General features: G+C 39.8%; 16 protein-coding genes. 3 read left to right on the forward strand and 13 right to left on the reverse strand.

Translation table 11 applies throughout. From position 1 onward, the window contains the following. The first annotated feature begins 136 nt into the window (after positions 1-136). Positions 137-1,465 (forward strand): alpha-amylase family glycosyl hydrolase, encoded by a 1,329-nt coding sequence (locus LEP1GSC195_RS04415; protein WP_015680303.1) that lies wholly within the window; start codon positions 137-139, stop codon positions 1,463-1,465. Here the strand turns inward: LEP1GSC195_RS04415 and LEP1GSC195_RS04420 are convergent. The 7 genes from LEP1GSC195_RS04420 to LEP1GSC195_RS04450 all read right to left on the reverse strand — a co-directional run bounded on the left by LEP1GSC195_RS04420 (position 1,455) and on the right by LEP1GSC195_RS04450 (position 8,517). Beyond that, positions 1,455-3,509, reverse strand: coding sequence for a RelA/SpoT family protein (locus LEP1GSC195_RS04420; RefSeq protein ID WP_015680244.1), 2,055 nt, complete (start codon positions 3,507-3,509; stop codon positions 1,455-1,457). The genes LEP1GSC195_RS04415 and LEP1GSC195_RS04420 overlap by 11 nt on opposite strands. Beyond that, entirely contained in the window at positions 3,509-4,372 is an 864-nt protein-coding gene (gene nadC / locus LEP1GSC195_RS04425) for a carboxylating nicotinate-nucleotide diphosphorylase (RefSeq protein WP_015680385.1), read from the reverse strand. Before nadC ends, LEP1GSC195_RS04420 begins: the two co-directional genes overlap by 1 nt. Before the next feature lie 72 nt (positions 4,373-4,444). Next, entirely contained in the window at positions 4,445-5,854 is a 1,410-nt protein-coding gene (locus tag LEP1GSC195_RS04430; RefSeq protein WP_015680477.1) for a lipoprotein LipL71, read from the reverse strand. Positions 5,855-5,918: 64 nt separating this feature from the next. Continuing rightward, a complete protein-coding gene (locus LEP1GSC195_RS04435) occupies positions 5,919-6,254 on the reverse strand; it encodes an STAS domain-containing protein (protein ID WP_002975418.1) in 336 nt (111 codons plus the stop codon). A gap of 93 nt (positions 6,255-6,347) precedes the next feature. Then, positions 6,348-7,463 carry a tRNA guanosine(34) transglycosylase Tgt gene (tgt, locus tag LEP1GSC195_RS04440; RefSeq protein WP_015680255.1) on the reverse strand — a complete coding sequence of 372 codons (1,116 nt, stop codon included), beginning with the start codon at positions 7,461-7,463 and terminating at the stop codon, positions 6,348-6,350. Then, positions 7,463-7,900, reverse strand: coding sequence for a Fur family transcriptional regulator (locus LEP1GSC195_RS04445; RefSeq protein WP_232227702.1), 438 nt, complete (start codon positions 7,898-7,900; stop codon positions 7,463-7,465). The genes tgt and LEP1GSC195_RS04445 overlap by 1 nt, the downstream gene beginning before the upstream one ends. Positions 7,901-7,965: 65 nt before the next feature. Then, positions 7,966-8,517, reverse strand: coding sequence for an LPS assembly lipoprotein LptE (locus LEP1GSC195_RS04450; protein ID WP_015680393.1), 552 nt, complete (start codon positions 8,515-8,517; stop codon positions 7,966-7,968). A 123-nt stretch (positions 8,518-8,640) separates the two neighbouring features. Here LEP1GSC195_RS04450 and LEP1GSC195_RS04455 point away from each other — a divergent pair, with 123 nt between their 5' ends. Then, positions 8,641-10,452, forward strand: a complete 1,812-nt coding sequence (locus LEP1GSC195_RS04455; RefSeq protein WP_015680474.1) for a hypothetical protein — start codon at positions 8,641-8,643, stop codon at positions 10,450-10,452. On the opposite strand, the gene greA is transcribed toward LEP1GSC195_RS04455, so the two are convergent. The 5 genes from greA to LEP1GSC195_RS04480 form a co-directional block, all read right to left on the reverse strand. Continuing rightward, positions 10,425-13,190 (reverse strand): transcription elongation factor GreA, encoded by a 2,766-nt coding sequence (gene greA, locus LEP1GSC195_RS04460; RefSeq protein ID WP_015680299.1) that lies wholly within the window; start codon positions 13,188-13,190, stop codon positions 10,425-10,427. The genes LEP1GSC195_RS04455 and greA overlap by 28 nt on opposite strands. 207 nt (positions 13,191-13,397) lie before the next feature. Next, positions 13,398-14,384, reverse strand: a complete 987-nt coding sequence (gene flaA1 / locus LEP1GSC195_RS04465) for a flagellar filament outer layer protein FlaA1 (RefSeq protein WP_015680290.1) — start codon at positions 14,382-14,384, stop codon at positions 13,398-13,400. A gap of 16 nt (positions 14,385-14,400) precedes the next feature. Continuing rightward, entirely contained in the window at positions 14,401-15,117 is a 717-nt protein-coding gene (gene flaA2 / locus LEP1GSC195_RS04470; protein WP_015680398.1) for a flagellar filament outer layer protein FlaA2, read from the reverse strand. A gap of 11 nt (positions 15,118-15,128) precedes the next feature. Beyond that, complete coding sequence (locus LEP1GSC195_RS20210) at positions 15,129-15,365, reverse strand: DNA-binding protein (RefSeq protein ID WP_002975368.1); 237 nt, start codon at positions 15,363-15,365, stop codon at positions 15,129-15,131. 163 nt (positions 15,366-15,528) lie between these two features. Further along, entirely contained in the window at positions 15,529-16,002 is a 474-nt protein-coding gene (locus LEP1GSC195_RS04480) for a cyclic nucleotide-binding domain-containing protein (RefSeq protein WP_198012771.1), read from the reverse strand. A gap of 183 nt (positions 16,003-16,185) precedes the next feature. On the opposite strand from LEP1GSC195_RS04480, the gene LEP1GSC195_RS04485 reads away from it, so the two are divergent. After that, a complete protein-coding gene (locus LEP1GSC195_RS04485; RefSeq protein WP_015680340.1) occupies positions 16,186-16,806 on the forward strand; it encodes a response regulator transcription factor in 621 nt (206 codons plus the stop codon). Here the strand turns inward: LEP1GSC195_RS04485 and LEP1GSC195_RS04490 are convergent. Then, a complete protein-coding gene (locus LEP1GSC195_RS04490; protein WP_015680349.1) occupies positions 16,803-19,214 on the reverse strand; it encodes a hybrid sensor histidine kinase/response regulator in 2,412 nt (803 codons plus the stop codon). The genes LEP1GSC195_RS04485 and LEP1GSC195_RS04490 overlap by 4 nt on opposite strands. Positions 19,215-19,360: the final 146 nt, after the last annotated feature.

Below are 19,360 nucleotides of genomic sequence, written 5' to 3' on the forward strand. Positions count from 1 at the left end.
ACAAAAGTCCTGTCAAACCAACCAAAACTATCTTGCGCCAGGAGGAACTATACTTGAGTAATTGAACTTTGTTATGAAACATCCCTTCCATCAAATCCATTTGTACGAGATAGGCTCAAGGCTTTTTTGTGCAAAAATGAAGGAACCATTGGAATCTCTGATCCTTGACCTAAAAAAATCCCCATCCTTTCTTTGGGCAGATGAAATATGGTTCATGGGAGTCTGGAAAAATAGCCCCAAATCTAGGTCCATTGCACGAAACATGCCGGAGCTCCAACCCAACTACCACTCCGTAAAAGAAAACCTAGAGTTAGAAGATATCTACGGTTCTCCATATTCGATTTTCGAATATCTACCGGACCCACTTGTCTCGAAAGAGAAGGACTTAACCAACCTATACACAAACATAAAACGATTAGGAAAAAAACTCATCCTCGATTTTGTGCCAAACCATATTGCCATTGACTCTCCTCTTGTTGATACTAACCCTAATTTGTTTTTAATTGCTAACGAATCTGTATCCTCTAGGAATTCATTTTTGCACCCAAACGGAAATGTTTACGTTCACGGAAGGGATCCTTATTTTGATGGTTGGACCGATACCATCCAATGGGATTTTTCTAATCCAAATGTAGAAAAAAAACATATAGAGATATTAAAAAGCATCGCCAAACAGTGTGACGGTGTTCGCTGCGATATGGCAATGTTACTTCTTCCCGATGTTTTTGAAAAAACTCACGGGAAAAAATCTTTTTATGACTGGGCCTGCGTGATCCAAGCCGTTCGAGAAGAATATCCCCATTTTAAATTCTATGCAGAAGCCTATTGGGGGATGGAGGATCGTCTCCTAAGTTTAGGATTTAATGCTAGTTATGATAAGTCTATGTATGATGCCTTCAAAAATCAAAACTTCAATTTTATTTCTCAAAACTTAAGACAAAATTCTGGATTAAGAAATATTCGATTTTTGGAAAACCATGACGAAGAGAGAGCCAAACACCAATTTGGTGACAACTCCCACATTTATTTCAGCTTACTTTGTGCAACGGATTGTATTTTATTATTCCATGCGGGACAAGAGATGGGATTCACCAAAAAAATTCCTGTCCAAATGATTCATACCGATGAGGAAAAACCAAATCTCAATTCCATCGAGTTTTACGAGCGAGCGTTTGCCGTAACTGCCAAACGACAAGAGAATAGTATGGTTTTCTGGCCAGATTACAAAGAATACAATGGTCGTTCTGTTTTTGTAAAATCCATCGAAACTGAAAACATTACAGAGCTTTTTCTTTGGAATGAACAAACTAGTGAGGTATCAGGTTGGATTCCCTTCCAAGAAGGAATCCAATTCCAACCAAGTTTAACAGATATTGTGACAGGGAACACTTATCCGCAAACAAAGTCGGAACAAGGAATTTATTTCAAACTAGCACCAAACCAAGTGCAATGGTTTATTTTTTAACTCTTTCTGCAAAAACCACGCCCTGAATCATCCGTAAGTTTTCCAAAATTTCCTTCAACTGGTCCAAATGATCAACTTCTAACATAAATTTGGCGGTAAGAGTTCCATTGGGATGGGAGGACGCCCCTGCTTCCAAAATATTTGTTTCTGTGCTAGAGATGGATTCCACCATCGACAAATAGATTCCTTGCACATCTTTGGCTCGCACTTCGATTTGAATCGGGATCGGTTCCCCGGGTCCCTCCCAACGAACGGGAATGGTCTTCATCCACTCGAGTTGTTTGGTTGCAGTAGTACAATCCTTCTTATGGACACTCACTCCCCTGCCGCGGGTAATAAACCCTATGATTTCATCCCCAGGAATCGGTTTACAACAAGAAGCCACTCTTACAGGCACATCATTCCAACCAGCAACAGAAATACCAAACTCTTTGGATTCTTCTTGGTGTGGGTGGGCCTTGTGAGTTTTTTTGATTTTTACTTTTTTGATTTCTTTAATCGTATTTTCATCAATCGCATGTGTTGATGCTTCCAATACAGAACCAATGGTTTCCCTTTGTGAGTCTTCTTGTAATTTTCTAAAATAGGCACGTAACTTCTGTCTTGCGCCCGAAGTTTTTACAATTCGTAACCAAATAGGAGAAGGTTTGGAACTTTTTTCCGTGATAATCTCTACTTGATCACCAGATTTCAGTTCCGTACGAAGTGTAACCATTCGCCCATTCACCTTCCCACCACGAGCATGAAGTCCCACATCCGTATGAATTCGAAAAGCATAATCGAGGACAGTAGCACCTTTAGGCATCTCGATGATCTCACCCTTGGGGGTAAAAACGAAAACTTCATCCTCATGGAGGTCATACTGAAGTTCTTCCATAAATTCTTTTGAATCAAGGCTTGGGTCTTGCCAAGATTTCAGAATTTCTAACCATTTCATTCGGAAGGCGTTTTCAACACCGTTCTGTAATATAACTGAAGTTTTAGAGAGGTTTGTGGATTCTTTATAGGCCCAGTGGGCAGCCACACCATTTTCGGCAATGGCATTCATATCTTTGGTTCGAATCTGGACTTCCATAGGACGACCATCAGGGCCAAAAACAGTTGTATGTAAGGATTGGTATAAGTTCGTTTTGGGTGTTGCAATATAATCTTTAAACCTACCTGGAATTGGTGTCCAAAGTGTATGAACAATTCCAAGAACCCCATAACAATCCTTAATTTCATTAGTGATGATCCGAAGAGCACGAAGGTCAAAGATCTCTGAAAAAGATTTTTCCTTAGTCACCATCTTTCGGTAAATGGAATAAAAATGTTTTGCTCGACCATCAAGACGAGCATCAATACTAATTTCAGCTAACCTTTGTTTAAGGATAATTTTTATTTTTTCAATATATTCATCACGTTCTGATTTTTTAGCAGAGACACGTTTTTTAATCTCTTGGTATTCTTCAGGGTGTAGAGATTGGAAAGCCAAATCTTCCAACTCAAATTTTACTTTATAAACGCCAAGTCTACCCGCAATGGGTGCATACAACGACAAAACTTCTTTGGCAATTCGTTTTTGTTTTTCTTCCGGTTGGAATTTTAAGGTTCTGACGTTATGTGTTTTATCAGCCAATTTGATTAACATCACCCGTACATCTTTGATTGTTGCGAGTAACATTTTACGGATATTTTCTGCGGCTTCTGTTTCTTTCGATTGAGATTTGATTTCGGAAATTTTAGTCACACCTTCTACAAGTGCGGCAATATCATCCCCAAACTCACGAGCCATATCTTCTTTACTATAACTAGTATCTTCCACCACATCATGCAAAAGGCCAGCGGCAATCGCTCTTTCGTCCAAACCTAGTTCGTCTAGTACGGAGGCGACATTCATGGGATGTATGATATAAGGTTCCCCAGACAAACGTTTTTGTCCTTCGTGCATTTTGTCCGCAATATTGTAAGCTTTCTCTATAAAACTGGCTTTTTCTGGCCCAAGTCTTTTATGGACAGCATCAAATAACTCCTGTTTGTCTTTAATATCTTGGTATAATCCCATTATTTGATATCCAAACTTATATCTAAAAACTTCACAGTATGTGTTAAATAACCCATACTCACTCCGATATCTTGGAACCGAGAGAGAAATTTTAACTTTTCTGGCGTAATCCCACCAGAACATTCAATACGGATCTGAGGAGAATTTCCTTTGATTCGTTCAATAGCTTTTTCAGTATCAGAATCAGAAAAATTATCTAATAAAATAATATCAGGATTTGCGTTCATAGCTTCATCAATCTGCGATAGAGCATCGATTTCTAGTTCTATTTTTTTTCCTGGATTAGCATTTCGAACAATTTGCACAGCGGATTGGATAGATCCTGCCTTTGCTACATGATTGTCTTTCAACATTGCCATTTCAGACAAATTCAATCGGTGGTTAGCCCCTCCACCAGTGTAAACTGCATACTTAGCGAGTTTTCTATAACCTGGTAGTGTTTTTCTCGTATCTAAAATAAGGAGATTTGGAAACTCTTTTGCCACCTTACTCGCATTTGTTGCAATTCCAGAAAGGTATTGGATAAAATTCAAAAGGATTCTTTCCATTTTCAAAACGGAAACAAGAGAACCCTCTAATGTGCCAATGACCGTACCCTTTGAAAGTGTGGCTCCATCGGTAAGGATAGGTTTCCATACCACATTAGCATTCGTTTTTCTGATGATACATTCTAAAACGGCAAGGCCACACAGCACCCCTTCTTCCTTTGCCAAAAGCTCTGCCTTACATAATTCATCAGAACGGAAGAGAGTATCAGTGGTGATATCACCTGCAGGTAGGTCTTCCTCTAGGGCAAGGGTTACCAGGGACTCAAAGTCTTTCTCCGAAATTTCCGTGACTGGTGTTGTGTATCCTCTTATCATGTTATCCTATTCTTTAGACAAAAAAAAAGCTGTCCTAACGACAGCTTTTTTTTCAGATCACCTAAACATTGTTTATTGTTTAGGAGCTTTTCCGATTTTCCCTGTTTTTGGAGGGATATTCAATTTTTGTTTTGGATAGATCAAATTTTTGTTACGAATCGATTTACGATTGGCTTCAAAAATTCTTGGCCAAAGTTTTGCGTCGTTATAGATATCTTCTCTATCAGCAATTCTCCAGAGGCAATCTGCAGGGTTTGACTTTTCTACAGTGTATCTTTTCCAACCGCCAGTAAGTTCCTCTACTTGAGAAGAAGAAGCTTTATCACCGTCTGTCTCTGTAGTTGTTGTCTTAGTAGTGTCAGCTTGTGAATCCACTGCTGTTCGGTCTTTTTTCGCAACAGTAGTTTTTCCTTTCAGAGTTTCCACTTGGTCAATAGAGATTTCAGCCAAACGAATGGCTTCTTCCGACTGAGCAATGGAATCATCAAACTTTTCTTGTTCTAATAGATTCCCTGAAGCTTGGAGAGATTCATTCGATGCACCTAAATTTTCCTGAGTGCTTGCATACGATTCTTTTGCATTAGATTTAAGAAATGTTTCTGCATTTAATTCGCCAAAACGAGCATTAGCATCTTCCACAACTTCACGAGCTTGCAAGTTGCGGTTTTTTGCATGGTCTTTTACAGAAGCTTGTAATAAAGAAGCGGAAGCTAAACGTGCCGCTTTGATCTTTTCGTCAGCAGTTTTCAAACGTCCGGCAGCAATGTCTTCACGAGCAGATGCCACACGAGCTTTCTCTTCATCAATAGCAGGGTTTCCCCCTTTAGAATAAGTGTATGCTTTTTCTAATACCGCATCTACTTCATCAGCAGATTGGCGAACAGAACCAGAACGATCCAGAGCAACTTTTTTTGCATCTTGGCTGATTTTAGCCGCTTCTACAAAATTGTTGTGAGCCTCTTCATATTCTTGTAAGGCAACGGTGCGTTTTAATTCTTTTGCTGTTTCGTCTTTGTCTTCGCGTAAATAAGAAGCAAGGCTTGCATCAGCTTGTGCTAACTTTGTTTCCCCAGCATCACGAGCAGTAACCGCTTTTTTAAATTCTTCAGGAGTGTATTCGGAAGCGTAAGCCTCATCTGCAGCATCAATGGCTGTCACAGCTTCTTCACGAGATTTTGCTGCAAGTTTAGGTAGAGTTTTTTCCAAAGCATCATAAGCTTTAGAAATAGCATAGTCTGCGCTCTTTTTGGAATCAGATGCTTTTTCTTCAGAAGCAAATTCATTTGCAGAGATTAAACTTTTTTTTGCTTCGGAAAATTCTTCCGGTGCATATTCTTCGGCAGAAAGTCTTTCCGCCCTTTCTACTTGAGATTTTGCCAGTGCAAGTTCTTTCACAGGAAGTTCTTGTGCACAATTAACAAATCCGATAGAGAACAATACCAATCCAGAGAGAAAGACTGCTGTCTTTTCCTTTCTTAACATAACAAACTCCTTAATTTTTCTTCGGGGGGTTTTGTAAGAGAGAAGCGCAAATACGCTTCCCCTTTTACTTAAAAGCAGTGACGGCTTCGTCTTCGCTGTCAAAAATTTCAAAAAATGAAGTCAACTTTGTGAGTTCAAATACTTTACGAACCGAACCAGCCACGTTGATGATTTTAAGCCCACCTTGATATTTCTTCAAGTTGGACAAACTTGAAATTAAAGCTCCAATTCCGGAAGAGTCGATGTAGGAAACCTTCTCGAGATTGATGACGATGCAATACTTTTGTTCTTCGATCAATTTGGCGATTACATCCTTGATCTCAGGCGCGTTATAAAGGTCGATTTCCCCGTTAATATCGAGGACTACGATTTTATCTTTTTCCCTTCTGGTGATTTCCATGTGTGTCTAGAGACTCCTCAATGAAGCTACAATCAATGTAGAAATGACGGTACAATTGCATTCAAAAAAAAGAGATACGTCAACCTAATAATTTCAGCTACCAAACAAATTTTTCCAATGGTCATAAAAGCCCTTAAAATTGCCTATTTCTATAGACTTTCGCATCCTTTCCATGAAGCTCTGCATAAAATATAAGTTATGATACGTTGAGAGTGAGAAAGCAGTCAATTCCTTCACCTTATGTAAGTGGCGGATGTAGCCAAGGCTATATGTTTTACAAACCTTACACCCACATTCTGGGTCAATGGGACCATCTGCCAATCGATGGATTTCATTCCTTAAGTTGAGTTTGCCAAAAGAAGTGAACACTTGGCCATTTCTAGCGTTCCTTGTCGGCAACACACAGTCAAACATGTCTACACCATTCTTTACGCCTTCCAGAATGTCCACAACGGTTCCTACACCCATTAGATAACGAGGGCGCGCCTGGTCGAAATAAGGTGCCATACATTCTAAAATACGAATGTATTCTGGCCTCGGCTCCCCGACACTGAGTCCCCCAATGGCAATCCCTGGAAAATTTATATTTTGTAATGTATCTAAACTTCGTTTTCGAAGGGATTCATTGACTCCTCCCTGAACGATAGGGAATACATTTTGACCATTCGGCTTTTCCATCCAATATTCGAATGATTCTTTGGCCCAGCGGTGTGTTCTATCCAGTGCCAGCTCCAATCGTCCCAGATCACTTCCGTAGGGCGCACAATCATCGAGGACCATCATGATATCGGATCCAATGGAACGTTGCATTTCAATGACAGAAGCTGGTGTGAATTTATGGTGGCTGCCATCAATATGAGATTGGAACCGAACTCCATCCTCTTCAAATTTAAAGAGGCTTGCGAGACTAAAAACCTGAAACCCACCGGAATCAGTGAGTAAGGCTCGTTTGTAAGACATGAAGTTTTTTAGACCATGAAAGTGATCTAATACTTCTTTACCCGGTTTTAGATATAAATGGTAAGTATTGGCAAGGATTAAGTTATAACCCAATTCATCGATGTCTGCAGAAGACAGAGATTTGACACTCCCTCTTGTTCCCACAGGCATAAAGATAGGAGTTTCAATTTGGATTCCGTTTAGGAGTAATGTTCCGGTCCTTGCAAAAGAACCAGGGTCTTTCGATCTTTCTTTAAAAATAGAAGACACTATTTTCTGATTTTATGTTCACAATTCGCAAAATTTAAACAATTACCAAATATATTCAAACTATGTCCAGTGATGGTAAACCCATTTTCTGAGGCAGCTTTGTTTTGTAGTTCTTCAATTCGTTCATCGATAAATTCTACAATGCGACCACATTGCATACAGATGATATGGTCATGGTGTTCATGGCCAATGATATGTTCGTAGTATTTATAATCTTTCCCAAAGTCATGTTCTTCGAGTAGACCAGCCTCCACCATAATCGCTAGGATTCTGTAGATGGTTGCTTTGGAAATACGATCCTTATTGTCCTTTAATTCATCCAAAAGACCTTCGGCGGTAAAATGATTGTGTGAAGAAAAAATCTTTTGAGCAACTAACAAGCGTTGGTTGGTGATTTTAAGTCCTTTTTCTTTAAGATACTCTTCAAAGGCGAGCATCTCTTTTTTTGTGTCATCGCTGGAAATAGGATCGTTTTGCAAGGTTTGTCTCCTAATGATTCAACTTAATTCAAAATTCCAGAAAGAGAATAATACCATGCTCTTTCTGATTCTTCAGCAATTCGAAGTGCCATCACCCGAAGCAGGCGATTCTGAGCTTCCAATTCTGATTCCCGAAATCCAATCTGCGTAGAAAAATGGACCCGTCCAGGAATTTCACTGCGTTCCATAGGGATTTTATTTCCCGTCTCCGCCTCAATGATTTCCACTCGAGTGACTACGAATAGTTCCGAGGTGATTTGTCTGTCCGCAAGATCCATAAGATCTCCGACTTGTTGGTAGTGAACAATCTCCGCATACAACCGGTATTTCGCGAGAGTTTTTTCTCTTGTTGTGATAAACCTTCCGCGTCTGTCAATTTCTTCCATAATCATTTGGGTAAGTCGGGTGTGCATTCCGGGAGAGTATGTGTTATTTCTAACATTTTGAATGTAGATCAATCGTTTGGAATCGGGGACAGGAACTCCATCTATTTTGGGAGGTCTTCCCGGTTCCTTCGATAAAAAGGCACAGCCAGAAAGGGCGAGAATTAAAAAGGATACAATGCCTTGTTTCATACAGAAATGTTCCCTGTCATCCTAGGTCCCAAGTCTAGTTTGTCAAGGGAATCGAAATGAAGGGAAATTCTCTGGATTTCAGGAAAGGCATGACAAAGGAAGCGGTAGGAATCTTATTTTCCCATGGAGATATCCCCTCTTCGTACTTTCACAATCCTACTTTGCCTTTACCCCTTAACTCTATGGGGGCAAACTAAAATTCCAGAAATTCCCCATAATGAGGTGGGTTTTCCCCTACCTTACTATTCTCCGGTTTCTGGAACCTTTGCCGAAATTCGTAACCACAATTTACATTTGGGATCTGATTTCAAATCTTATGGCCTGAATGGTCATAGCATCTTAGCAACGTTTGATGGTTACATTGAAGAAATCAGTTATTCAAAAACTGGATATGGGCTTTCTCTAAATCTTTATAGTCCAAAATATAAATTGAAATCAAAATACGCCCACTTACATTCCTTTGGTGGTAGTTTGTATGATTTAGAACTATTAAGGCAAGCCATTCTACTAATGGGAGATCCAAACGGTTTTCAACTCAAACTTCCGCCGGGGCTATTTACGACCAAAAAAGGAAACTCGCTTGGAAAAACAGGAGAATCAGGATCAGGGATATCACACTTACACTTAGAATTTCGATCGGAAAAAGGAAATATCAATCCTCTTTACTTTCAAGAAATCCATCAAAAAGATACCACTCCCCCTACGATCCTTTCTATGTATTTAGAGGGGGATAATTTAGAAAAACCCATCCTTCTTTTGGCCAAAGAAAAGTCCAAGAGGAAGTATGAATTGTTTACGGACACGGGGGATTTATTTGAATCTATCACTCTCACGGGGAAGGTCCGCATTCGTTTGAGTGGTTATGACTTCATTCGATCTCGGAACAAAAACAACGTGTATGGAATGGACTTGTCTGTGAATGGAAGGACTATTTTCAGTCGTAATTTCGACTTTTTAGCTTATGAAGATGGGTCCAAAAAACACCAGTTCTACGACATTAACAGATCATCCTTATCCCCTCCGGTATACTTCTATCATATATATGAACAGTCCAAAAATTTTAAAGACGAAGGTTTTTCCTTAGATTTGGAAAGTTACCAACCGAAAGAAAAATTAGAATTAGAAGCTTCACTTCGGGATGCAACAGGAAACAAATCTTCGGTATCTTTTGTTGTGATTCATGAAAAGAATGATACAGATCATATTCGATTTGTTAAGAATCGGAAGAATGGAAACAATTACAGCTCTCTAGAAGGAAAAATCAGTTTGGATTTATCCAAGGCCGAAGTTTCTGGAGAAGGAACTTTACTTATTAACGAAATCAGTGAAAAAGATATTCCTTTCAAAATTCCAGCAGGTCTACCCCTCAAAGGAAAAATCTACCAAATAGATTCCAAAAAAATGAGCTGGAAGGGAGAAGGATTAGGAGAATGGAATATCGGTTATACGCCCACCACTAAAGAATCTCTCTATTTTTATGATTCTTCCATTCAGAAATTTCAATCCATCACCCAAAAAAGAAAATATAACGGTTTTAGTTTTAAACTCACCAAACTCGGGTTTGTTATGGTTTTGTCTGATGAAACTCCACCGACGATCTTTCCTATGACCTCCCTTGCTCGCTACATCGAACTTCCGGAAGTGAGGAACCATTGTTTTGAAGAAAGGTTTTATGTCATTGGAGATGTGGGAAGTGGATTTCGAACCAGCGTAGAACTCTCTATCGATGGACAAACATATCCCTATGAATACGATCCCGACAGGCGTGCGATCCGAGTTCTCATTCCGAAGAGTCTACAAAAAGAAAGGCCTTATCTTCTTTTGGAAGCTAAGGCCTTTGACTTTGCCGGAAATGTTTCCGAACCGTTTGTGGATTTAATTTCTACTAGCGGTTGGGCAGAAGAACTTCAGGCCTCTTGCCCTGTCATGGAGTAACGAGCAATATCCAATACTTCGTAAACAGTTTCTGTGGATCCGAAAACAAGCAATGCTTCGTTTCCAGTATGTTTTCCGAGAAGTGATTTTGCGAGTGGTGACTGATAAGAAATGATATTCTTTTCTGTATCCGCGTCCCAAGCACCAAGAATCGAGTATGTAACCACTTCGCCACTTTGTTTGTTTTTCAAACGCACAGTGGTCCCTATTCCTACTTTGTCTGATTTTACATCACTTAGGTCGAGAATCCTTGCACTCTTCAGTTCTGCTTCCAATCGTTTGATGGCAGCTTGTAACTGAGATTGTTTTTCCATCGCTGCTTTGTATTCTGCGTTTTCTCGTAAGTCCCCTTTCTCTTGGGCCTCTCCGATATCACGAGAGTTTTCAGCCATCTCTACGTTTACAAGGTGTTCAAACTCTTGTTTTTTAGCATTGAAGGCACGACGAGTCACAAGAACCACATCGTTTGGAAGGTTCGCTAAAGGATCATCATCAGCATCTTCTTCTGAATCGTATTCGTCCCAAACAATGTTTGGTTTGAGTTCATTGATAAGTGCATAAAGTTGGTCTTTTTCTAAATCCGTTACATAAGGAACTTCTTTGAAAAGGGCAAAAAGTTTACGAACATACTCATCGTCAGCGTTGGTTAAAATGTCTCGGAGAAGACTATTGTCCTTTCCAAAAAGAATGTCCATCGCTTGGTTTTTGAGTTTGGTTCCTTTATCTTCAATCTTCGCAAGGGGTTTGAGGATTCGGAAAACGCGAAGAACCAAATCTTCTTCACTGACTTTGAGCCAATCAAACTTCCAAGTATGAGATAAGATGGATTTCGCCACCCAAAGGAAAACTTCTGGGTTTTCTTTTGATTTGTTAGAAACTGTTTCTACAAACAAATTGAGTTCTGCAAATTTTTCATCTGCTACCAAGTTTTGGAAAACAGATCTGTTTACCTTTACCGGAACTTCAAATAAAAGACCAATAAGGATATTGATTGCCTCTGGATGGTAGGTACGAATAAGATCCTTGAATCCTTTTTTGATATCCGTATTTTCCAATGCTTTAGAGATCTTCAGAGCTTCGTCTTTAGAAAGGGACTGAATGAGCGTTGTTAATTCTTGTTCACGAATTTTATGAGAAAACTCTTCTGTCGGCCAAGCTTTACTTGCTTCTTCTAAATACAAATAAGCCGAAAGTTTACGAATGGAATCTCTTGCAGATTCTTCTTCACCGTAATGAGAGATAAAAAAGTCACCAGCTTCTGCTGCTTCATCTGCATCTCGAACCGCTTCCATCGCGATTTCTAATTTTTTATTGGTGTCCGTTGTTGCTTGGAATTTCTGAGTTAAGGTTTCGGAGTGAGTGATCGGTTTTTCATGATACACTACTTCATCCTTTTTCTTAGGATTCATTCCGATATTCGCTTCTTTTTTCAGAACCGATTTTACCTTCGCCCACCATTTAGACCACTCATCTGCTTTCAAAAAAGTTCCGATGAGTTCATTCTTCATGTCACCAATGATCATTCGGTTGTCATAAGATTTCAGAAGTTGTTTTAAGAACTCAGGTAAGTTCTCAGCAAACATGGTGTTGATACCATTTTTGTCTTCATAGTGTTGCACCCAAATATGATCTTTCTTGAGTGGTTTTAAAGAAGTGATAGCCATTTGGATCGAAAGTTTGTGGTCTTTCTTTTCTTCAAAATCAACAAAGATAGAATCTCCAGTTTGGGAGATGGATGTAATTTTACCTACACCCCAGTTTCTATGCATTACATAGTTACCAGTATCAAATACGATATTTCTTTCAAAGTTGGTGATACAAAGTTTAACCGGTTTACGGTTGTTACCAAGTTCACTCATCTTGAGGAAGTCTTCTAGTAGTGAGTGCGCTGTGTATTTTTGTTTGTAAGCACGAATGAGTTCGTTTCTTGCTTTTTGTGATGCAGCTTCATGTTCTAAAATCTTTTTTAAGAAGTAGATAACATGATCCCAATCTTCCATCGCCTTAAAAGGTTCGACGATTGGATAAAGAAGTCCAACAAGGCGAGTTTTTTCTCTTTGGCCAAGTAGGATACGTTCAATTTTGTCGAAGAAAGAAACGTCTTCATAGTTGTTTTGAACGATGGTAGGCCAAATTTCTTCCATCGGAACGTATTCTTTGTTCTTTGCATACATCTCAACTGCGAGTTTGAGATAGGAGATTGCTTTTGGTTTGTCCTCTTCCATAATGGAAAAGCCATACTTCTTTGCAATCTCTGGGTTTTTACGATCTTGTTTGGCAAGTTTTTCAAGAACCACTTTGAGTTCTTTGTTTTTCTTGAGTTTGTCAAGTGCCTCTGCCTTCACGCGGAGAGCAAGTCGATGGTCACCAAATCGTAAAATAGAATCAGTAATGTATTCAATGATAGTCCATTTAGCGTGAGCTTTGAAAGAATCCAAAATGCTCTTCACCAAATTTGCGTCTCCCATGGAATCTTCCATGAAAGAAATAATCATTAACATATATTTGGCGGAGATAGACTCAGGATGTTCTTTGAAATGGTCTTCAATTTTTTGTTTAGCTTCCGCTAAACGATTTTCTGCCTTATATGCATCAATGACATCGTCAAAGATTTTGAATTTGGAAACGGGAACCGTTCCAGCATCAGCACGTACATAAATTTCCTCATTAAAGAGAGGTGTTAGTTTGTCGTTGTCGGCGATTTTGTTTGATTTGTCTTCGGTAATAGTATCAGGCATGAAAAGAATCTCCCTCTTCGTATTTCCAATAAAGGGTGTTCATAGTTCCTATAAAGTTGTTACGGTAAATTTAGCGATGAATCCGCGAAAAGAACAGTCCTAGAATTCATTTTTTAGGTCCGTTCGATTCTGTAAAGCCAAAAAACCCAGCCGATTGGCTGGGTTCTTTGGGTCCCAAAGGCAATCCCCTTGGAGTGAGTAAGGAAACTACTTGTTTTGGGAAGAACCGTTACTTCCACTACAATCACGAATTTTCGCACCTGTAGAAATCGCACCGGACTTCTGAAGCATTTGCTCCATTTTAACTTTGCTTTTGCAATCTTCTTCATCAAAGTCAAGGTTTGCCCCATCAAAGTGAACTTCGAAAGTGTCCGCAAGGACTCGGAGTTCATCAAAGAAAAGGTAAACGGGTTCAGGACCAGAGTTTGGTCTAGAACGAATCTTAAACTGTTTGAAGATCAAATTTCTAGTCGCAGGGAAGGCATTTGCCTCTTGAGGAATTCCTGGAGGGATGATGATGTGGAGAGGTCTCCAACCAACAAAGTCCAAGGATCCGAAAGGGAAAATATGGCTATTGCCATTATAGTCTTCGATCCAACCTTCTAAATCGTACTCATTACCACGGCCGAGAACCCAAACTGAAATGGCTTTTACATTTCCAGGAGCTTCGATTCCGTAAACTTTTTCGATTTTCTTTTTGTTGTCGGCATCGATGTATGGCCTTGCTCGAGTCACTTCATATTCAGGAGCACGAGGAGGACGAACTGTAACTACGTTGTTACCTGGGAAAGTGAATTGGAATTTAACTGCCAATACTTTTGCATTTCCAGCATCTACGTTCTTTACATCGCCAGGTTTTCCTGGAATTAGTTTTACTTCTCTCATCACAAGAGGAGATTTTGCCGGATCGTTGAGAACAGGTGAGTATTTATTGTTCTCATCGTATTTCATATCGCCCGTGCCGTCTTTGTTCACACCGTCTTTGTCAGTAAATACTTCCCAACCATAGGAAGCCGTAGACGTTGGTGTGTCCCAAGATTCGATAGTGATGGCTTTAAGTTCCAAAGCTCCAATATCGTTTCCAATAGGTGTTGCCACTCCATTGGATACTTTGTATTGCGCTTGGGCAAAACCAACGAGAGCGAGAGACGTTAGGGCCACTAAAGTTAGGATTTTTGTTTTTTTGTTTTCCATTGTTCCTTTCTCCCGCTTACCAATTGTCCTTAATTTCAGATCCAGGGTATTTTGCTTCAGATCTGTCGGTTCTCACTTGAAGATCATCAACATAGAAGTAAAAGTCCCCAGCCACTTCATGAACATCAGATGTCACAAAAAGTGAAACAAAATGCAGGTTTTTATCTAAAAGTGCAAATCTTGTACTTTGTGGAATAAATCCTGGAATTGTAGCCGTAAGTTTTCTCCATCCGAAGAAATCCAAGCGACCCAAACGGATATTATGTGTTACGTCTTTATAATCTCTAAATTTTGCAAATAAAGTATGTCTGTACTTTCTACCAAGAACCCAAACAGAGATTTGTCTTACTTTCCCTTTGATGATGTACTCATGTGGTGGGTACAATTCAACACGATCCAATCCTTTAGCAGCAAAATGTGTTTTGACACCTAAAATATGGTTCTTTTCGACTTTGTCCCCGCCATCTTCTGGAACGGTTTTTTCATCGAATACATCTTTGATGAGCCCGCGTTGAACGAGTTTCAAAGTTCTTGTTTCTCCGAGTGGAGTGGTAGCTTTTACTCTCCAGTCCTCAGCCTCTTCAAAATCATCTAAAACGATTTTTCTAAGAGGGCTGTCCTCATCATTTGCAGTGTTAGCTGTATTTTGTCCGCCAGTATCTGCCTGTGCGTACAACATTCCTATTGAAAGGAAGAGGCCTAACAACAGTTTGGTCATTCCTAATTTCCCCATGAAACTCACTCCTAAAAGGCTCCTAACTCCGGGTCTTTCGTATTCTCATTATCGGATATCCGGCTTTTAAATTGATTCAAGATTTCGATCATTCGATCGATTCCTTCTGCCGGTAGAAAGATCGAGGACTTTTTGCTATTCGACCACTCCGATACTTTCAGGTAGAATCCCGCCTGGTTCTTCTTCAAATCCACCAAGAAAGTCTTATTTTGTGTTACGATCTTCTCGGTTAGGATTTCGGGGTCCACCATGCATTCCTTCTCCCTGCCTACGTAAATAGTATCGGAATCCGAAACCCATTCCTTAGCTGTATTAGGAAGAAACTGAGGAATGGAAAAGGTTTTTTCGATAGTAGTCGATAAAAAATCTCGATTTGAATCCATTTTGTCTTTTAAAGACAAAAACAAGGCGCTAGGCGAATCGTTTCCTAAGTTCCCGTGCGTAAGCCAAATCGTGGGTGAGCTTTCGAAGCCTACGGATATAATAATGGGTCACTTCTTTGTAGAATTTGAGCTCCATTTCTTTGTTTTTGGAAAACATATCATGCAAATCAGCATAGCGAAGTTCATATAATTCAGAATTTTCTTTGGCTTCCACTTTCGCAGAGCGTTTTTCATCATCAAAAAAAGGCAATTCCCCAAAATGGTCCCCTTCTCCGAGAGTGATGAGGTTCACATCGTCCCCATGGCTTGTGGAAGTGGAAATCTGTAAGGTTCCATACTTCACGATGTACATGGATGCTGCTTCCTCTCCCATATCGTACAAAACATTTCTAGGAGGTAAGTGAACTTCCCTGATCTTTTCAGCAATGTGTAACAGTTCGTCTTGGTTTAACTTTTGGAAGAGATATATTTTTTTGAGACTCTCTACTTTACTATTCATAATTCTCCTAGGATTTCTCTGAAAATGGGGGAAATTCGCGAATTTGCAAGAGAAAATTAAGTAGATAGACCCACGATTTTTTATGGACAAATAGGACGGAATAGTACTAATATTTGCAATTCCCTTCGTCTACTAGGGAGAAACGCTAGGAACAAAAGGTTCCTGATTCCAAAAAAAGGGAAGTATATGACACCTAAAAAGAAGGTATTATTGGTTGAAGACCACGCAGTGACTCGAGTTGGCGTAAAACATGTCGTGAACTCCTCACCTGATTTCGAAGTTGTGGGAGAAGCCGAACATGCCTCTCAAATTGCCCCTCTCATAAATGAAACGAGACCCGACTTTGTCCTCCTCGACTTACGGATTCCGGGGGAAAACGTTCTGAACATGGTAAAGGATTGGAAAAAAGAACATCCAAACCTAAAAGTAGTCACGCTAACCATGCTCGATGAGCAACCCATTGTTCATTCTGCCATTGAAGCCGGTGTGGATGGATATCTTCTAAAAAGCGACGATCTGAGTAGCCTTACCAAGAATCTAAATGAAATTGCAGCAGGAAAAACAGTTTATTCCAAAAACTTAAAACTTAGTTTCAATAGAAAACCTCAAGACGGGAAAGTTGCCAACAAAAAGGAAAAACAAATTTTAACGCTTCTTGGCCACGGAAAAACTTACCAAGAAATTGGAACAGAAATTGGCCTATCCAAAAGAACTGTGGAATACCATGTCGGACGGCTCAAAGACCGATTCAATGCAAAAACAGTTGCCGAACTCATAGGCCGCGCCAAAGAACAAATGTTGATTTAGGTTTCTAGATCTAACAATCGTTTCACTAGTTCTACCAACTTTTCATCCGGGGATGTTTTTGTAAGGAAAGCATCTCCGCCTATTTCGATCACAGTAGCTTCTAATTTATAACCAGTGTTCGGATCGGTGTGTGAACTCGATACTAAGAGAGAACGAATCTCTTCCATCTCAGAATTGGAATACAGGTCTCGTAAGAAATCGATACCCGTTCTTTCTGGCATGGAAAAATCCACTATAATCAGATCAGGTTTCAAACGGCCCACGGAAAGCAGAGCATGATCTGGATACTCTTCTTCCCAAAGGATACAAGGCAGGTCTTTTAAAACTTTGCGGATTTGTTTTCTGTATCCTGGATTGTCATCAAGGATTAGAACAATCTTTTCATAATTCGGAAGTAATAACTCAACAGAGGTTCCTTGGTCTTCTTCTGACTTAACGATGAGTTCTGCACCATGACGTTCTGCCACTTCTTTGCAAAAGGCAAGACCGACTCCTGCCCCCATTTCATCGGCTGTTCCCTTCCTAACAAAAAGAAAACCCTCTTCTAAAATATGTTCTGACCAGTATGGCGGCATACCGATTCCCGTATCGATTACTTTCAAACTCCAATGTTTATTGGACTCCGTAAGGGAAATTTCAACCGTTCCCGATTCTTTAGTAAACTTCACCGCATTTGTGAGTAAGTTCCAAATCAAATGTTCAATTAAGTTGGGATCGCCAATTCCAATGGAGGATTCTTCTATATGTGTGAGGACGGATATGTTTTTGGGTTTGGCCATATCTTGGACACGTTCGATGAGTTGGTCTGTGATTTGGCGAAAATCAAAAAGTTGGTAATCGGGAAATACGGAAGCGTTTTGGAATCGGGAATATTTGATGAGTTCCTCTACCATACTGAGAATGTTTTTGAGTCCAGTAGACGCCTCACCTAATACCTGTTTCGCCCTTTCTGGAGAGAGTGACGGGGGTGATTCTGTAAGTAAATTAAATACAGAAGAAATTCCAAAGAGTGGAGAACGAATGTCATGCGACACAATAGAGATAAATTTATCCTTGAGTTCTCCTGTTTTTTCGGCTTTTTCTTTCTCTTTTCGCAGTTCTATCGTTTTCCATTCCACTTCTTTTCTTAAGTTGAGTGTTAGGTATTCGGCAGTTTCCCAAGTATGTGCATTTTGTTTGGAAATTACAATGGCAAGACACATACAAAAGATAGCAAATCCGAGCTCTGTAAGCATTGGCAAATCCCAACGTTTAAAAAAAACTATGGAATCATAAATAGTCGCAGAGAGCATGATGATGGTTCCAAATAAAATAATACTTCCAATGTATCTGGTTTCTCTTTGAAAAGTGGAGCGAAAGGCGGCAACCATAGCAACTACCAAAATGATCGCCATATAAACCTGACTAAAAATGAGAAGTTTAGTGTACACAGCATACGGTGTTGTAGCGATGATTAAAAATTCTAAAAGGATGGGTAACAAAAGATAACGTTTGTACTTTTGAGGAAGGAAGTTCTTTTGGTTTTGGAAGAAAAACAAGAGACTAAAACATTGAATTCCACAAAAAGCAATGTACTCCACTCGAATTTGCAACATCTCAAGCCAATCGGAAGCCTGAAACCAATCTCTCGAAACACGGTCAAAAAGTAAAATACGGATGAGCCAAGAGATACAAAGCAAAGAAAACCAGAGAGGGGATTTGTCTTTTCTGCGATGGATATATAGAAATAGATGAGAGATCGCAAGGACAAAAAAACTAGCGAAGAAAAATGCTTTTTTACGTTCTTTAAATCGTAAGTACAAAACAGTTTTGCCCACTTCTCCTAAAACTGGGGAATAATAGGGGCCACCACGTGAATAGAGGTAATTTGAGATTTGTAGATATAGAACAGTTGAGGGTGTGGCACGAAAGGAGCGAGCCGTTTCTAAATAATACCCGATAGAACCATCTTTGGTTTTGGAAACTTTCCCGGCAGAACCGAGAAGGACAAGTCCCCTTTCCGCGTTGTGGTAATACGCTCTATAGGCCGATGAGGTTTCCCGTAGGTAGAACATTAGGTTCATAGGTTCGTTTACCTTTAGTTTCAAACGGTAAGTAACAAATCCATGAGCAGGAAGATTTTGGTTCACCCAATATGCAGGGACGGCAAGCCGGAGGGGTTCCTTTTTTTCTAAGGCTTTAAACTCCTCTTCTGTTTCGGGAAGTTCTCCTGGAAAAGCGTCCCACTCCCCCGCAAGAGGAAAGGGATCCAACGTTTTTGGGTCTTCGACACTGAGGTCAAGGACACCGCCTTGGATGGTTTTTGCTGGGGCTAAACTTGGGATGGAGCGATTGCATTGGATGAAAACCGAGACAAATAGAGAAAAAAATACGAGTTTAGAAAGGGATAAAATTTGGATACGTGCCACATCCTAACCTTAAAAAGAATTTCGAAAAACTCAAACCATATTAGTAGGAGTACGAGAAATTTATTCTTTGGATTTTGGCCATTCAGGCATATAACGATTGTTTTGATTGCAATAGAAAACATTGACTGCGATTCTAAATCGAAAGA

Source organism: Leptospira wolbachii serovar Codice str. CDC (assembly GCF_000332515.2).
Classification (GTDB): domain Bacteria; phylum Spirochaetota; class Leptospiria; order Leptospirales; family Leptospiraceae; genus Leptospira_A; species Leptospira_A wolbachii.

Coding starts and splice junctions, on each gene's coding strand:
- LEP1GSC195_RS04415 (WP_015680303.1), top strand. CDS start 137: ATGAAGGAACCATTGGAATCTCTGATCCTTGACCTAAAAAAATCCCCA.
- LEP1GSC195_RS04420 (WP_015680244.1), bottom strand. CDS start 3,509: ATGGGATTATACCAAGATATTAAAGACAAACAGGAGTTATTTGATGCT.
- nadC (WP_015680385.1), bottom strand. CDS start 4,372: ATGATAAGAGGATACACAACACCAGTCACGGAAATTTCGGAGAAAGAC.
- LEP1GSC195_RS04430 (WP_015680477.1), bottom strand. CDS start 5,854: ATGTTAAGAAAGGAAAAGACAGCAGTCTTTCTCTCTGGATTGGTATTG.
- LEP1GSC195_RS04435 (WP_002975418.1), bottom strand. CDS start 6,254: ATGGAAATCACCAGAAGGGAAAAAGATAAAATCGTAGTCCTCGATATT.
- LEP1GSC195_RS04445 (WP_232227702.1), bottom strand. CDS start 7,900: ATGCTCGCCTTTGAAGAGTATCTTAAAGAAAAAGGACTTAAAATCACC.
- LEP1GSC195_RS04450 (WP_015680393.1), bottom strand. CDS start 8,517: ATGAAACAAGGCATTGTATCCTTTTTAATTCTCGCCCTTTCTGGCTGT.
- LEP1GSC195_RS04455 (WP_015680474.1), top strand. CDS start 8,641: ATGGAGATATCCCCTCTTCGTACTTTCACAATCCTACTTTGCCTTTAC.
- greA (WP_015680299.1), bottom strand. CDS start 13,190: ATGCCTGATACTATTACCGAAGACAAATCAAACAAAATCGCCGACAAC.
- flaA1 (WP_015680290.1), bottom strand. CDS start 14,384: ATGGAAAACAAAAAAACAAAAATCCTAACTTTAGTGGCCCTAACGTCT.
- flaA2 (WP_015680398.1), bottom strand. CDS start 15,117: ATGGGGAAATTAGGAATGACCAAACTGTTGTTAGGCCTCTTCCTTTCA.
- LEP1GSC195_RS04485 (WP_015680340.1), top strand. CDS start 16,186: ATGACACCTAAAAAGAAGGTATTATTGGTTGAAGACCACGCAGTGACT.